The sequence below is a fragment of the Zoogloea sp. genome (assembly GCF_041908905.1).
Taxonomy (GTDB): Bacteria; Pseudomonadota; Gammaproteobacteria; order Burkholderiales; family Rhodocyclaceae; genus Zoogloea.
This window is the reverse complement of record NZ_JAYREK010000019.1, coordinates 22,067-37,484: the sequence shown is the minus strand read 5'-3', so window position 1 is coordinate 37,484 and position 15,418 is coordinate 22,067. Positions and strand designations below refer to the sequence as shown.

Genomic DNA, 15,418 nt, shown 5'->3' with positions numbered 1-15,418 from the left:
GCCCCCGCGTGCTCCCCTTCACCTGGCGCGCCTGGCTCAAGCGCCGGCGCCGCCGGCTCATCGGCCTGGCGCTGCTCGTCGCCTTCTTCTACGCCCTGGGCTACTTCAGCCACCCGGTTACCTCGCCGCTGATGTGCAAGATCTACGGCTGAGGGTGGGCGCGTGCCGCCGGCTTGTGCCAAACGCATTTTTTCGTATCCGTAATGATTGGAGCCGGGTAATATCTGCTCCTTTTTTATGCTGTATGAAACCCCGGCCGAGCCCGGCCGTTCATTCATCTGGAAACAGGAGCGCACCATGCTGCAGGATCTCATCTCCATCACCATCGCCCCCGAACGCCTGAAGGCCATCGACGCCGCCCTGACGGCCCTCGAAGCGCAGCTCGACGACTTCATTGAGCTGTCCGTCGAGCAGCGCCGCGAGCTCGTCAAGCTCGGCCCCCGGAGCGAAGTCTTCTGCCGCGAGACCCTCTCGGTGATGGAGCGCAGCCCCGGCGCGCTGCCGGCCGACTTCCCGATGGACAGCGTGCGCCAGGACCGCGAGGCCCTCGACCAGGTGCGCCCCATCCTGTCCCGCCTGCGTATGCTGGTCACCCTCGCCGAAGACACCGAGATGGCCCTCGGCAGCGATCTCTACAAGGCCGCCCTGGAGGGCTACCGCTTTGCCCGCGCCGGCGGCAAGGGGGCGATGCTCGACGAGCTCAAGGCCCAGGCGAACCCCCGCTTCGGCAACCAGGGGCGCCGCCGCAAGCCTAGCAACGGCACTGGCACCGGCGACCCCGCCTGAGCCTGCCTCCCGCCATCCCCGCCGGGGTGGCGGCTCGCCAGTCCGGCCCACCCTGGCGGCCGCGTTGATCCCCCCGTGGGGGGAAGGCAGTTACTCTCCGAGCCCAACTATTTATCCTCACCAGGGTAAATGGTTGGCCTCCGAACCCAACTTGTTACCCGCCAAGGCTAAATCGTTAGCCTCCGAACCTCACTATTTACCCGTCGAGGGTAAATGGTTGCCTTCTGAACCTGGCCAGTTACCCTCCGAGGGTAAATAGTTGCCCTCTGAACCTTACTGCTTGCCTTCGGAGGCAAACTAGTTCGCCTCCGAACCTAAATAGTTGGCCTCCGGGGCTAACTCGCCAGCTCAAGCCCGCCGCCGCCCGGGCTGGGCCCATCCCCCATGACAGATGCAGGGCCCGGAGGCGATAATCAGGCCCCGGCGGCCGCCGGCCATCCACAACAAGAAGATCAGGGAGTGTATTCCATGTCCAGCCTGCATGAGCGCGTCAGGCGCGCGATGCTTTCCAGCGTCCCCGCCGACGGCGCGGCGATCGGCAACACCGCGCTGCGCCGCGCCATCGAGGGCCTGCTGCAGGCCGAGGGGCTGGCGTTCGGCGACGACGACTACTGGCAGGCCCACGCCGCCCTGATCGCCGAGGGCGTGCTGGTGAAGGGGCAGGGCCGCGGCGGCTCGGTGCGGCGGGCGCCGGTCGGCGCCGTGGCGGAGCCGCCGGTCGAGGCTCCCGCCGACCTCGCCGACGCGGCCGACGGCTTTGCGCTGCAGATGCAGCCGCGCCCCGAGCCGGCCCCGGCCAAGGCGCCCCCGAGCAAGAAGCCGCCCGCCGCCCGCCCCGTCGAACCCCAGCCGCGCGCCGCCGCCGGTGAAGCGGCGCAGATCATCTCCTACCGCCACGCCGACAAGCGCAAGAACAACCCCGAGGTGGGCATGGTCACCCCGGCCACCGACCCCGAGGCCGGCAAGACCCGCTGGGCCTTCGACCCCCACCTCGACCCCGCCCTGCAGTTCGACCCCCAGCGCGCCGCCATCGAGCAGCTGATCGACGACGCCCTGGCCTCGGGCGAGGTCGAGCGCATGCGCGAAGCCCTCGAAGAGCTCAGGCGCCTGCAGTCCCCCTACCTCGCCTGGGCCGGCAAAGCCGAGCGCACCAGCTTCGAGGTCGACACCGTCAGCCTCCACGTGCACGAGCGCATCGACCCGGCCAGCATCCTGTCGGCGGTGCGCAAGGCGATGAAGGGTGAGGGTAAAGCCAAGGGCGCGGCGAAAGCCATCCAGCCCGGCCTCTTCGACGCCCCCTTCGAGAACCTGCCGCTACGCGACGCCATCGACTTCTACCGCCACGAGCGCGGCTGGGCCAACCGGCTGGTGGCCGGCGACAGCCTGTTGGTGATGAACAGCCTGCTGCACAAGGAGAGCCTGGCCGGCGGGGTGCAGATGATCTACATCGACCCGCCCTACGGCATCAAGTACGGCAGCAACTTTCAGCCCTTCGTCGGTAAGTGTGCGGTCAAGGATGGAAAGGATGAGGATTTGACCCAGGAACCCGAGATGATCAAGGCCTTCCGGGACACCTGGGAGCTGGGCATCCACTCCTACCTCACCTACCTGCGCGACCGGCTGCTGCTGGCGCGGGAGCTGCTGCATGAGTCGGGCAGCGTGTTCGTGCAGATCTCGGACGAAAACGCTCACCTAGTCCGAAACTTGCTGGACGAAATTTTCGGAAAAAATAACTTTTGCTCTCAGATCGTTTTTAGGAAAACGACCGGGAAAGCAAGCGATCAGCTTGATGCCACCTGCGATTTTCTAATCTGGTACGCGAAAGATGTGAAGCGTGTGAAATTTCATCCTGCATATGAACCGCGAGGCCCACAAGATGATTACAACCTCCGATTCGTCCAGTTGCCAGATGGTCGGCACCGTGGCCTAACAAACCACGAGATTGACGGTTCAGTTCCGTTGCCCACAGGGGCTAGAATTTTTCGGCCCAATCCAATCACGAGTGCCAGACCACCTACACCTAACGACTTGCAGGCGTTCGACTACGCGGGAAAGACCTTCACTCCCGGTACAAGAACTTTTAGCACCGACGAGCGTGGACTCAAGCGACTTAATAAAGCCGGAAGATTGACCGCTCAAGGCAACACACTAGGGTTTCTCCGATATCTCGATGACTTCCCGTTCAAGCCGGGAAACGATATTTGGGATGACACACGCCAGAGCGGTTTTGCTGACAGTAAAGTTTATGTCGTTCAGACGGCCGTTCGCGCGATTGAGCGTTGCCTCCTCATGACCACCGACCCCGGCGATCTGGTGCTCGACCCGACCTGCGGGTCCGGCACCACCGCCTTCGTCGCCGAGAAGTGGGGCCGCCGCTGGATCACCTGCGACACCTCCCGCGTCGCGGTGACGCTGGCCAAGCAGCGCCTGATGACCGCCAGCTTCGACTACTTCGAGCTGAAATACCCCCACGAGGGCCTGAAGGGTGGCTTCATCTACAAGACGGTGCCCCACGTCACGCTGAAGTCGATCGCCAACAACCCGGACATCGACGCGATCCATGAGCGGATGCACCCGGCTGTCGAGGCCGCGTTGGCGCAGCTCAACACCTTGCTCCGGGATGCCGCCCGGGACTTCGGGATTTCCTGGTTCACCGTGACCGAGGGTGGCCGCAAGGGCACGCAGCTGGATTTCCACGCGGGGCAGGGGCTGCTGGAGTGGGAGGTGCCCTTCGAGCTGCCGGAAGCGTGGTTGCCTGAGGACGTGCGGGCATGGGACGAGCGGGCGCTGCCGGGCCAGCAGCGCGAACCCACCGGGGTCGAACAGGCCTTCGACGCCTTCCACGCCGCGCGCCAGGCGATGCAGCGCCAGATGGACGCCTCGATTGCTGCCCACGCCGACCAGGAGGTACTCTACGACCAGCCGGCGGTGGCGAAGAACAAGCTGCGCATCACCGGCCCCTTCACCGTCGAGGCGGTGCCCTTCCCGAGCGTCAAGTCGCTGGACGAGGCGAGCGGGCCGCAGGAGGCCGACGCCAGCATCGCCCGCACCGGCGAGTCGGGCCGCCAGCACCAGTGGCGCGACGAACTCTTGAAGACCGGCATCCGCGGCAAGGGCGGCCAGATGCTGAAGTTCGCCGATCTGGAGGCGCTGCCCTTCGACGCCGACATGGCCAACCTGCACGCGGTCGGCCACCTGGACAGCGGCGAGCGGGTGGTGGTGAGCTTCGGCCCCGAGCACGCGGCGCTGGAGCAACGTCAGGTGGCCAACGCCCTCAACGAGGCGGGCAACCTGTTCCCGCTGCCCAAGATGATCGTGTTCTGCGCCTTCACCTTCGACCCGGAGGCGGCCAAGGACATCGACGCGCTGAAGGGCATAACCGCGCTGAAGGCGCAGATGAACACCGACCTGCTCACCGAAGACCTGAAGAAGGCCCGCGCCAGCAACCAGAGCTTCTGGCTGATGGGCCAGCCGGACGTGGAGCTGCGCCGGCTGGGGGACGGGCGCTTCGAGGTGGAGGTGCATGGCTTCGACTACTTCGACACCGCCCGCGGCGAGCTGGTGTCGGGAGGCAAGAGCAAGATCGCGATGTGGGCGCTGGATACCGACTACGACGAGCGCAGCCTCTTCCCGCGCCAGGTGTTCTTCCCGATGGCCGGCAAGGGCGAGGGCTGGGACAAGCTGAAGAAGAATATCCGCGCCGAACTCGACGAAGCCCGCCTGCACCAGTTTCACGGTACGCTCAGCCTGCCCTTCGAGGCCGGCGACCATCGCAAGGTCGCGGTGAAGATCGTCGATGACCGGGGGATCGAGTCGTTGAAGGTCTTGAGTTTGCCCATTGTTTCGTGAGGGAGCATATGCCTTATACACAGCTACAGTTTTCGATCAAAAATCTGGGTTGCATCGAGGAGGGGCATTTTGCGCTGAAGCCGCTGACCCTGTTGTGCGGACCTAACAACACCGGCAAAACCTGGGCGATGTATGCACTCTATGGTTTCCTCAACCAGCCAACGATGCAGTCGGCCCAATCTCGTACGACGGCGCTTGGACTGGATGCGGTGTGTGAGCAGCTGGAGCGCGAAGGTACGGCGACGCTCGATCTCGGCGTGTGGTTGAGTGCCTATGCGGACAAGCTCCTCGATGAATGTCATCGAGGAATGAAACGCCGGCTGCCCGAGATTTTTCGTGCCGAAGCCACGCTATTCGCGCGCAGTCAATTTGACTGGATTTGCGAGCGTGAGGCACTGATCAGCAGTGCCGTTGAGCGGAGCCTCAAATATCGCCTGGCGCTGGGTAGTGAAGATAAGGAGTATTTGCGGGTTGATAAGCCTGCTGCCGATCCGACGATCAAGCTTACGTTGCTGGAGTCGGGTTTTCCTGATTTGGAGCAACTGCTGGTCGAACTGCTCATATCTCATCTGATTGGCAGCATGGAGCGTCGCCCTGCGTTTCTGATGCCTGCCGAGCGTAACGGCCTGCACCTGTTCTTCAGGGAGCTGCGTAATCAGCGCACGGCGTTGCTGCATCATGCAGCCAAAGAAAAGATCGACCTGGCAAATTTGCTGCGGGATGTCCTGCGTTCCCGCTATGCAGAGCCGATCGCACACTACATTGATTGGCTCAACGAGCTGCCGACTCGCCGAAAGAACAAGAACGGCCCCTTTCATGCTTTGGCGGAGGACCTTAAGCGCCAATTGATCGGTGGTCGCTATGACGTCGATGCGGAAGGAAACATCAACTTTACGCCCTACAAGAAAAGCCGCGGTAATGGCGGTGAGATGCCGACGATGGAGCTGCATTTGACCTCCTCGACCGTCAAGAGCTTGTTTGGGCTGTGGTTCTACCTGGAGCATCAGGCTCAGCCAGGCGATGTCCTGATGATCGATGAGCCGGAGCTCAATCTTCACCCAAGCAATCAGCGTCAGATTGCCCGCCTGATTGTTCGCCTCGTCAATGCTGGTTTGAATGTGGTGGCGAGTACACACAGCGATTATCTTGTCCGCGAAATCAACTCGATGATCATGCTGAGCCGTCCTCACCCGGAGCATGCGCGCTTGATGCGTCTGGGGGGGTTCTCGCAAGATGAACGGCTGTCTCCGGACAAGATCGGCGCGTATCTTTTTGATCAACGCGAGCTCAATCTGATGGAGGTGAATCCTGAAGAAGGGATCGTTGCCACGACCTTCGATGAGGTCATTCATTCTCTCAATGAAACCAGCGATGAGATATTTTATGCGTATCGCGATATCGACGAAGAGGGCGCTCCGAAGGTGGGGGGCGACGAATGAGCCTAGTTCAGGTTTTCGAGCAGCTGATCGCGGCGGAATGGAAGCTGGAGCGACGCGGCAGCGACTGGCTGGTTGTTGAACCGAATTCGGAAAATAATCTGCTCCGAGTCGGAGGCGGGCGTTCTTTTGCGTTTTCTCTCGATCAGAAGGGGCGGGATCGCTTTCCGTTCATGAGGCCCAATACCCCATTAGTGGGCGTTCGTTCGACCTGCGATGCAATCGTTGTTGCAGATTTTGATGGCGATTGTATCGTCGTGGCGATCGAGATGAAGACGAAAGAAGCCGACAAAGGGGACGCGATGAAGCAGATCGAAGCGGGGCGGCATTGGCTTCAGTGGATTTTCAACTTGATCAGGATGCACGGTCATTGGCGTAATGACTGCCGTTTTTGTAGCGTCGTCAGCCTGAAGCCGCGCAGGCAGGTGCGGAAAGGCATCACTTCACGACGTTCGATGCCTGTCCTTCCCAGCGCCGAGAGCGGTCGCTGCGGAGAGCCGATGTTTGTGCTCAAGAACCACCCGAAGTTGAACCTCTCTGATCTGATCAACGCTTTGGCTCCATCGGCAGCAGGTGTCTGCTTGTGACCTCTCCCAAATCATTGATCATCAGCTCGCCCTTCGAGCCGCCGACCCACCACTGGCGCCGCAAGAGCGACAGCAAGCTGGAACTCATCGAGGGGCGTCGGCCGGCGGGCTACGAGATTTTCGATACCCGCAACAACACGATCCGCAGCGTCGAGCTGGACCAAGTCAACCGTATCCGGGAGCGGGTCGATGCGTGGCGGGCGGCGGGCTATCCCGGCGTGACGTCGGTGACACGGCAGTTGCTGGGGCACTGGCAGGACGGCGAGATCAGCCGGCAGTACGCCTTCTACTTCTGCCAGCTCGAAGCCATCGAGACCTTGATCTGGCATGTCGAGGCACCCCCCGACTACAAGCAGGGGATCGCCGTGCCGGGCGATGGCGGCGCGTGGGAGCGCCTGTGCAGCAAGATGGCGACCGGTAGCGGCAAGACGACGGTGATGGCGATGATCATCACCTGGCAGGTGCTGAACGCGCTGACTTATCCGAAGCGCACGCGGGACTTTTCGCGGGCGGTGTTCGTCGTGGCGCCGGGCCTCACGGTGAAGGAGCGGCTGCAGGTGCTGCGGCCCGGGCACCCCGACAACTACTACGATGCCTTTGCCTTGTGCCCCAACGAGGGCCTGCGGCAGAAGCTGAACCAGGTCGAGATCCTGATCGAGAACTGGCACAACCTGATGCCGCTGAAGGAGCAGGACCGCTCGGTGGTGAAGAAGGGGGCGGAGAGCGACGAGGCTTATGTGCGCCGCGTGCTGGGCAGGCTCGCGACCTGCAAGGACATCATCGTCATCAACGACGAGGCCCACCACGCCTACCGCAAGCCCGCCGAGAGCAAGGTGAGCAAGCGGGACACGGAGGCGCTCGGCATCGACCTGGAAGAGGCGACGCGCTGGGTGGAGGGGCTGGACCGTATCCACCGGATGCGGCGCATCAGCCGCTGTTTCGACCTGTCGGCGACGCCCTTCGCGCCGACCGGCAAGACCAGCACCGAGGCGGCCTTGTTCGAGTGGGTGGTGTCGGATTTTGGCCTGTACGACGCGATCGAGGCCGGGTTGGTGAAGACGCCGCGGGTGGTGATCCGCGACAACGCGCTGCCGAACGCGCAGACCTACCGGAGCAAGCTCTATCACCTGTACCGCGAGCCGGAGGTGGCCGACGATCTGAACGCCCGGGGCGCGGCCCCCGAGCAGCCGTTGCCGCAGATCGTGCAGGAAGCCTATACCTTGCTGGGGGCGGACTGGCGCGAGACCTTGACGGCGTGGCGGGCCAACAATCACACCTCACCGCCGGTGATGCTGACGGTGTGCAATCGCACGGAGACGGCGGCGCGGATCGAGCATTATTTCCGCTCGGGGGATGCCCACTGGCCGGAGCTCCATGCGCCGGCGCACACCCTGCGCGTGGATTCCCGGGTGCTCGACAAGGCCGAGCTTGGCGAGACGGCGGCCAGCGACAAGGCCTACGAGGCGGTGCTGCAGGCGATCGTCGAGGCGGCGAACATCCTGCCGACGCGCAAGGCCGAGCTGCTGGCGCTCAAGAAGGAGGAGCTGCTGCGGGCGATCATCGACAATGTCGGCAAGCGGGGCACGGCCGGGCAGGACCTGCAGAATGTGATTTCGGTGGCGATGCTGTCCGAGGGCTGGGATGCCAAGAACGTGACTCACATCATGGGGCTGCGGGCGTTCACCAGCCAGCTGTTGTGCGAGCAGGTGATCGGGCGGGGCTTGCGCCGCGTCTCCTACGACACCGAGCCAGTGGTCTGCCCGGACGGCAGGGAGCGGATGCTGTTCAAGGCTGAGTACGTGAACGTGTTCGGTGTGCCGCTGTCGGTGTTCGAGGGCGGGGACGACGGTGGGCCGCCTCCACCGCCGCCCCGAAACAGCACGCAGATCGAGGCGATCAAGGATCGCAGCGAACTGGAAATCAGCTGGCCGAATGTGCTGCGCGTCGATGTGGTGGTGCGCTCGGAGTTGAAGGCCGATTGGTCGAAGGTGCCGGTGCTCAAGCTCGACCCGGCCAAGATCCATGTGAGCGCGGATCTGGCGCCGGCGCTGGGGGGCGCCGCGGAGCTCAGCAAGGCGGTGTCCATTGACCTGGAGAAGTTGCCGGAAGACTTCCGGCTGCAGCGGCTGCTCTTCGTCGCCGCGCGCAAGGCCTTTGCGGGGATGAAGCATGGTTTCACCGGCGGTCCGGAATATCTCGTTCAGCAACTGGTGCGGCTGGTGGAAGGGTTCTTTCTGTCGGATCGGCTCGACATTCCGTCCCTCTTCCATCAGGAGCCGCTGCGCAAGCGCATCCTGTTTGCGCTGTCGATCGACGTGATCGTGCAGCATGTGGTCGATCACCTGCAGCAGGTGAACGCCGAGCGGCTGGAGCCGGTGTTCGATAACGAGTTCCCGATCGGCTCGACCTGCAACATGCGCACTTGGTACACCACCAAGCCTTGTGTCGATACGGCCAAGTCACAGATCAGCCATGCAGTGGTTGACAGTACCTGGGAGGCCTATACGGTCAATCGGCTCGAGCAGTGCGCCGCGGTGGCGGCTTATGCCAAGAACGATCACCTGGGCTTCCAGATCTATTACCTGTGGCGCGGCAGCCGTCGCCGCTTCATTCCGGATTTCCTGATCGAACTGGCCAACGGCAAGCGCCTGGTCCTCGAGATCAAGGGGGAGGACTCCGACCAGAACCGCGTCAAGCGCATGGCGCTCGATGCCTGGGTGCGGGCGGTGAATGCGCGCGGGGGCTTCGGGACGTGGTGCTGGGATGTGGTGAAGGCCGAGCCTTCGAAGGTTGACGATGTCCTCGCGCATCACGGCCGCGATGCGGCCCCCTCGGGGCCGATCGGTGAGGGTGTTCTGTTGCCCGGGTAGGAGTCTGACGGATGTCGGGCCCGACATAGCGGTTGGTGTCTCTGAAATCAGCGCTCGAGCCCTGTGCTCTCCCGGGCCAGGCCGGGGTTACGGCAGCACGAAGCTGCTCTTCTCCTCCACCGCGGTTGCCGGGTCGTGCAGGGCCGCGATGTGGAAGCGGATCGGCTGGATGCCCCGGGCGGTGCTGTCGGCGGGCAGGGCGACGGTGAGGAGCACGGGGCGGATGCTGCCGCCGGCTACGTCGAACTCCCGTTCGCCAACGATCCCCAGGCCGGGCAGGCCGCTCACCTCCACGCGGAAGCGGCGCGGCGTCTCGTCGAGGTTCATCAGCTTGAGCGTGTAGGCGTTCTCGATGGTGCCGTCGGCGGTCTCCCGGTGCAGGGCGCCCCGGTCGCGCAGCACATCCACCCGCAGCAGCGAGCGGTCGGCGAGGGTCCAGGCGCACAGGCCGGCGAACACCAGCAGCAGGCTGGCGTAGGCCGCCACCCGGGGGCGCTGCCACAGGCCCCCGGGCGGGGTGTCGCCGGCGACCTCGGTTTCCGACATGAAGCGGATCAGCCCGGTCGGCTTGCCGACCTTGGCCATCACCTGGTCGCAGGCGTCGATGCACACCCCGCAGTTGATGCACTGGTATTGCAGGCCGTCGCGGATGTCGATGCCGGTGGGGCACACCTGCACGCAGATGCCGCAGTCGATGCAGTCCCCGCCGCTGCCGGACGGGCGCCCGGCGCTGCGGGGTTCGCCGCGCCGCGCGTCGTAGGCCACGTTGCGGGTGGTGGGGTCGAACATCACGCCCTGGAAGCGGGAGTAGGGGCACATGTGCTGGCACACGGCCTCCCGCGCCAGGCCCGCCTGAACATAAGTGAAGGCGCCGTAGAAGATCAGCCAGAAGGCCTCCCAGGGGCCGACGCTCCAGCTCGGCAGGGTGGCCAGCAGCTCGCGGATGGGGGTGAAGTAGCCGACGAAGGTGATCCCCGTCCACGCCGAGAACAGCAGCCACAGGCCGTGCTTGGTGGCCTTGAGGGCCAGCTTGCGGGGCCCCAGGGGGGCTTGGTCGAGCTTGAGGCGGTCGAGGTGGTCGCCCTCCACCTTGGCCTCGATCCAGGTGAAGATGGAGGTGTACACCGTCTGGGGGCAGGCGAAGCCGCAGAACAGGCGCCCGGCGAGGGCGGTCACGAAGAACAGGGCGGTGGCCGCCAGGATCAGCACGAAGGCCATCAACAGGGCGTCCTGGGGCCACAGGACCAGGCCGAAGAGGTAGAGCTTCTCGTGGGCGATGTCGAGCAGCACCGCCTGCCGCGCAACGCCGCCGGTGTCCCAGCTCAGCCAGCAGGTGCCGAAGAAGATCAGCTGGGTGAGCCAGACCATGGCCCAGCGCAGGGTGGTGAAGCGGCCCGCGCTGGCCTTGGCGTGGATCTTGCCCTTCTTTCGATACAGCTCCAGCTTGGCTTCACGCACCTTGCTCACGGGTTTGCCCATTGCGGTTTCCTTCCGGTCACGGTGCCGGGGGCGAAGGCCCCGGCAAACATGGGAGCGGAGTAAACCACCCGGCCGCAAACGAAAACAGATTCAGATTTTGTGGTTTGTAATAGGAACAGATGGCCGGCTGCCGGCCATCACAGCTGCCCGGCGATCAGCGCCCCCAGGGTGGCCATCGCCGCTTCCAGGCGCTTCGGGTCGGGGTGGCCGAAGTTGAGGCGCAGGTGGTGGCGGAACGCCCGCGTGGCCGAAAAGATCGGCCCCGGGGCGATGCTGATGCCGCGCGCCAGCGCCTCCTGATGCAGGCGCAGGGTGTCGACCCGGGCCGGGAGCTCCAGCCACGTGAAGTAGCCGCCCTGGGGGCGCGCCAGCCGGGTGCCGGGCGGGAAGTGCCGCTCGACGGCCCGTGCCAGCTCCGCCTCCTGCTGCACGAGGGTCTGGCGCAGGCGCCGCAGGTGATTCTCGAAGCCGCCCTGGCGGAGGTAGTCGGCCAGCGCGATCTGCACCGGGATGGTCGTGGCGAGGCTGAAGGACAGCTTCTGGCGCTGGATGCGGCCGGCGTAGCGCCCGGCGGCCACCCAGCCGACCCGGTAGCCCGGCGCCAGGCACTTGGAGAACGAGGAGACGTGCATCACCAGCCCGGTCTTGTCCTCGGCCTTGCTGCACAGCGGTGCCTGCTGGCCAAAGTACAGCTCGGCATACACGTCGTCCTCGATCAGCGGCACGTCGTGGCGACGCAGCAGCGCCAGCAGCGCCCGCTTGTCGTCGTCCGACAGGCGGCTGCCGGTGGGGTTGGCAAAGTTGAGCATCAGCAGGCAGGCCTTGATCGGGTGCCGCCGCAGCGCCTCTTCCAGCGCCGGCAGGCTGACGCCGTGGCGGGGGTGGCTGGGGATTTCGATGACCTTGAGGCCCAGCCGCTCACTCGCCTGCAGGCCGGCGTAGAAGGTGGGCGACTCGATGGCGATCAGGTCGCCGGGCTGGGTGACGGCCTGCAGGCACAGGTTGAGCCCCTCCATCGCGCCGGAGGTGATGACGATCTCCTGCGGCGAGACGCTTGCCCCCTGGGCTAGGTAGCGCAGGGCCAGCTGCCGCCGCAGTGCCTCGTTGCCCGGCGGCAGGTCGGTGACGGTGGCCAGGGGGTTGAAGCGCCGCGCCGCGCCGGCCAGAAAGCGCCCGAGCTTGTCGAGCGGATACAGATAGGGGCTGGGGAAGCTGGAGCCCAGCGGCACCACCGACGGGTCGCGCACGCTGTCGAGGATCTGGAAGATGAAGTCGCTCACCTGCAGCTGCGTCGAACCGCCGGCGGGGTGGCTCATCTCCGGCTCGGGCAGGCGCGGGTCGAGGCGGGCGCGCACGAAGTAGCCGGAGCGGGGGCGGGCTTCGATCAGCCCGCGGCTCTCCAGCAGGTAGTAGGCCTGGGTCACCGTGACCGGGCTGATGGCGTGGATGCGGCAGGCCTGGCGCACCGAGGGCAGCCGCTCGCCCGGGCGGAGGAGGCCATCCGCAATCAGCCTGGCGGTGTGTTCGGCGAGTTCCTGGTAGCGGCTCATGGCGGGATGTTAACAGGGGAAACCCGCAGCGGCGCGCGGGCGTCCGCCCGGCTTGCCTCGATTTCCCGGCATCCCCCGTCTAGACTCGAAGTGTTATCGAAGAAGCATGCAGCGGGAGGCGGCGATGAAGCGGGCGGCGGTATTGATCGGGGTTAACCGTGTCAAGGGCCTGCCGGCGCTCAACGACGCCGTGCGCGGCGCGGCGAGGATGCGGGAGTGGGCGCTGGCCCAGGGGTTTGCGCCGGAGCGGGTCCGGCTCGTCACCGACAAGGCCGGGGAGGTGACGGTGCAGGACGTCCGCCGGTGCATCGGCGAGCTGCTCGACCCGATGGCGGGGGTCGAACAGCTGCTGATCTACTTTGCCGGCCATGGGCTCAACATCAACTACGGCGAATACTGGCTGCTCACCGGCGGCATCGAGTGGCCGGCGGAGTCGGTGGATGTGGCGCGCAGCGCGGTGCTCGCCCGCTATTGCAGCGTGCCCCACGTGGTGTTCATCTCGGATGCCTGCCGCACTGCCGCGGTGGGGGTGCAGCAGCAGTTCATCACCGGCTCGCCGATCTTCCCCGGCGTGGCGGGGGGCGGCGTCGAGAAGGCGGTGGACCAGTTCTTCGCGTGCACCCTGGGCAATCCGGCCCTGGAGGTCCAGGCCCAGAGCGTCGACAACGCGGCCGGCTTCACCGCCCTGTACACCGAGGCGCTGCTGGAGGTGCTGGGGGGCGGCGAGCCGACCATCATCGAGGTCGCCAACGACGGCGAGAGCCCCGACGGGGTGATCCGGCCGTGGCCGCTCAAGCGCAGCCTGCGCGAACGGGTCAGCCGCCGGCTGATCGAGCTGAACCTCCCGACCCGCGCTTTCCAGACGCCGGACGCGCGGATCACCTCGGAGCCCGATGTGGCCTGGCTCGCCCGGCTGGCGCCTCCGCCGCCCGCGCCTGCGCCGCGCGGCGGGGTGTTCTTCAGCCTTCCCCGCGGGGCCGGCGGCTGGCCTGACGCGCCTCGCGGCGAGGCGCGGGAGCTTGCCAGCGCCCCCGGGCTGCCCGTCAGCCTGCCCGAGTGGGTCGATGGCGCCCTCGACGCGATCCTCGAGCGGCGGCCTCCGCTGGCTTCCGACACCCTGCCCGACGGGGCGCTGGCCATCACCGACGAGGCCGAGCGCCGGGCCGGGGAGTTCGGCCCCCGGCATTTCGAGACCCGCTGCGGCATCAAGCTGCGCGGTGCGCAGGCGGTGCATGCGCTGTGCCCGGGCACCCGCATCGAGTGGGCCGAGCCGGGCGAGGTGCTGCGGGCTTATCCCCGGTCCGATCAGGCCGGCGACCGGGTGCTGCTGGTGCTGGCGGACGGGTCGGCGGTGGTGGTGCCGCTGCTGCCCGAGTTCATCGCCGAGCTGGGTTTCGAGAACGGCGAGTGGGTGAATCTGGCCTACGAGCCCTCCGACAACTCGCCCTTCCACCCCCCCGACCCGGCCCGCCGGGCCCACCGGCGCGAGCTGCGGGAGTTCGTTGCGGCGGCGGTGGAGCGGGGGGTCTTCCAGCCGGACCGGGAGACCCTCGAGGCGCTGGTCGCGCTGCTGCTCGACGACCCGGTGCCCGACCCGGTGCTGCTGCTCTTTCTGGCCTACGCCCTCGACGACGCGGGGCTGGTGTCGCGCCTCCGCGAACTCGTGGCGCTGACCCGCGCCCGGGGTGTGGCGCCCCTCTTCGATGTGGCCCTGCTGGCCCACCGCCCGGGCGAGCCCCTCGACGCGCTGCTGGCCTGCCCGCCGGGCATGCCGCTCCTCGCCCGGGGCTGGGCGGGCCTCGCGGCCCGCGGGGTGGATCTGCCCGACGACCTGGCCGGCCTGGCGCAGCGCCGCCTGCCTACCCTGTGGACCTGCTTCAACGCCGAAGCCGGGGCCATGCTGCTGCAACATTTCTCGCCGATGGAGGCTTGCCATGCGTGATCTGGTTTTTGTCCACGGACGTGCCCAGGAGAAGAAGGATTCAAAGGCCCTCAAGGAGGAATGGATCACCGACTGGGAGGCGGGCCTTGCGTTGAGCGGCCTGAGCCTGCCGCTGCCCCGCGAGCGCATCCATTTTCCGTACTACGGCGACACCCTCGACCAGCTGGTGGCGGGCAAGTCGCCCGACGAGGCCGCCCGGATCGTCATCCGTGGCGCGGCGCCCGATGCGGCGGGGGATCTCGGGGCCGAGGAGAAGGCCTTCATCGAGGCGGCCCTGCTGGAGATGGTGGCGCGCTTCGAGGCCGACCCCGACCTCGCGGTGCAGCGGGCGCTGCCGGCCGGCCGGCTCGTCGAGCGGGGCGTGCTCAACTGGGAGTGGGTGCAGGGCATCCTGAAGGTGCTCGACCGGCATGTGCCCGGTGCGAGCGGCGCCAGCGTGGCGCTGGCCACCCGGGATGTCTTCCAGTACCTCACCAACGACGGCATCCGCGGCGTGATCGAGGCCGGCACGGCGGCGGCGATGCCGACGGACCGGGAAACGGTGGTGGTGTCCCATTCATTGGGGACGGTGGTGGCCTACAACCTGCTGCGCCTGAACGGCCAGCAGAAGGGCTGGAAGGTGCCGCTGTTCGTGACCCTCGGGTCGCCGCTGGCGGTCACGGTGATCAAGCAGAAGCTGGCCGGCATCAAGCCGATCGGCTTTCCGCGCTGCGCGGCGGCCTGGTTCAACGCGATGGACGAGCGCGACGTGGTCTCGCTCTACCCGCTCGACACCCGGAACTTCCCGCTCACCCCGGCGATAGACAACAAGGTCAACGTCCACAACAAGACGTCCAACGCCCACGGCATCTCGGGCTATCTGGGCGACAGGGAGGTGGCGAAGCGGATCCACGACGCGCTCACCGCGCCGTGAGCGGAT

Annotated in this window: 10 protein-coding genes; 8 read left to right on the top strand and 2 right to left on the bottom strand. The window is 66.1% G+C overall.

Features of this window, described 5'->3' with window-relative positions; all coding sequences use genetic code 11:
* Nucleotides 1–8 precede the first annotated feature (8 nt).
* The 6 genes from ACE3OU_RS11590 to ACE3OU_RS11565 all read left to right on the top strand — a co-directional run bounded on the left by ACE3OU_RS11590 (nucleotide 9) and on the right by ACE3OU_RS11565 (nucleotide 9,528).
* Nucleotides 9–152, top strand: coding sequence for a hypothetical protein (locus ACE3OU_RS11590; RefSeq protein WP_374241722.1), 144 nt, complete (start codon nucleotides 9–11; stop codon nucleotides 150–152).
* Nucleotides 153–297: 145 nt separating this feature from the next.
* Complete coding sequence (locus ACE3OU_RS11585) at nucleotides 298–786, top strand: hypothetical protein (RefSeq protein WP_374241721.1); 489 nt, start codon at nucleotides 298–300, stop codon at nucleotides 784–786.
* 468 nt (nucleotides 787–1,254) lie between these two features.
* Nucleotides 1,255–4,635: a site-specific DNA-methyltransferase gene (locus ACE3OU_RS11580; protein WP_374241720.1), complete on the top strand. Its 3,381-nt coding sequence runs from the start codon at nucleotides 1,255–1,257 to the stop codon at nucleotides 4,633–4,635.
* Between the two features lie 8 nt (nucleotides 4,636–4,643).
* Nucleotides 4,644–6,074 (top strand): AAA family ATPase, encoded by a 1,431-nt coding sequence (locus ACE3OU_RS11575; RefSeq protein WP_374241719.1) that lies wholly within the window; start codon nucleotides 4,644–4,646, stop codon nucleotides 6,072–6,074.
* The gene (locus ACE3OU_RS11570) at nucleotides 6,071–6,658 is read left to right on the top strand and encodes a hypothetical protein (protein ID WP_374241718.1); all 588 of its coding nucleotides are present in this window, start codon (nucleotides 6,071–6,073) and stop codon (nucleotides 6,656–6,658) included. The genes ACE3OU_RS11575 and ACE3OU_RS11570 overlap by 4 nt, the downstream gene beginning before the upstream one ends.
* Nucleotides 6,659–6,672: 14 nt before the next feature.
* The gene (locus ACE3OU_RS11565) at nucleotides 6,673–9,528 is read left to right on the top strand and encodes a BPTD_3080 family restriction endonuclease (RefSeq protein ID WP_374241717.1); all 2,856 of its coding nucleotides are present in this window, start codon (nucleotides 6,673–6,675) and stop codon (nucleotides 9,526–9,528) included.
* Nucleotides 9,529–9,615: 87 nt separating this feature from the next.
* On the opposite strand, the gene ccoG is transcribed toward ACE3OU_RS11565, so the two are convergent.
* Nucleotides 9,616–11,007, bottom strand: a complete 1,392-nt coding sequence (ccoG, locus tag ACE3OU_RS11560; RefSeq protein ID WP_374241716.1) for a cytochrome c oxidase accessory protein CcoG — start codon at nucleotides 11,005–11,007, stop codon at nucleotides 9,616–9,618.
* 137 nt (nucleotides 11,008–11,144) lie between these two features.
* Nucleotides 11,145–12,557 carry a PLP-dependent aminotransferase family protein gene (locus ACE3OU_RS11555; RefSeq protein ID WP_374241715.1) on the bottom strand — a complete coding sequence of 471 codons (1,413 nt, stop codon included), beginning with the start codon at nucleotides 12,555–12,557 and terminating at the stop codon, nucleotides 11,145–11,147.
* Between the two features lie 106 nt (nucleotides 12,558–12,663).
* Here ACE3OU_RS11555 and ACE3OU_RS11550 point away from each other — a divergent pair, with 106 nt between their 5' ends.
* Together ACE3OU_RS11550 and ACE3OU_RS11545 are read left to right on the top strand one after the other, a co-directional pair.
* Nucleotides 12,664–14,499, top strand: a complete 1,836-nt coding sequence (locus tag ACE3OU_RS11550) for a caspase family protein (protein WP_374241714.1) — start codon at nucleotides 12,664–12,666, stop codon at nucleotides 14,497–14,499.
* Nucleotides 14,492–15,412, top strand: a complete 921-nt coding sequence (locus ACE3OU_RS11545; RefSeq protein WP_374241713.1) for a hypothetical protein — start codon at nucleotides 14,492–14,494, stop codon at nucleotides 15,410–15,412. The genes ACE3OU_RS11550 and ACE3OU_RS11545 overlap by 8 nt, the downstream gene beginning before the upstream one ends.
* Nucleotides 15,413–15,418 lie beyond the last annotated feature (6 nt).

Bases quoted from the DNA above. Each gene is read 5' to 3' on its own strand.
- ACE3OU_RS11585 (WP_374241721.1), top strand. From the start codon at position 298: ATGCTGCAGGATCTCATCTCCATCACCATCGCCCCCGAACGCCTGAAG.
- ACE3OU_RS11580 (WP_374241720.1), top strand. From the start codon at position 1,255: ATGTCCAGCCTGCATGAGCGCGTCAGGCGCGCGATGCTTTCCAGCGTC.
- ACE3OU_RS11575 (WP_374241719.1), top strand. From the start codon at position 4,644: ATGCCTTATACACAGCTACAGTTTTCGATCAAAAATCTGGGTTGCATC.
- ACE3OU_RS11570 (WP_374241718.1), top strand. From the start codon at position 6,071: ATGAGCCTAGTTCAGGTTTTCGAGCAGCTGATCGCGGCGGAATGGAAG.
- ccoG (WP_374241716.1), bottom strand. From the start codon at position 11,007: ATGGGCAAACCCGTGAGCAAGGTGCGTGAAGCCAAGCTGGAGCTGTAT.
- ACE3OU_RS11555 (WP_374241715.1), bottom strand. From the start codon at position 12,557: ATGAGCCGCTACCAGGAACTCGCCGAACACACCGCCAGGCTGATTGCG.
- ACE3OU_RS11550 (WP_374241714.1), top strand. From the start codon at position 12,664: ATGCAGCGGGAGGCGGCGATGAAGCGGGCGGCGGTATTGATCGGGGTT.
- ACE3OU_RS11545 (WP_374241713.1), top strand. From the start codon at position 14,492: ATGCGTGATCTGGTTTTTGTCCACGGACGTGCCCAGGAGAAGAAGGAT.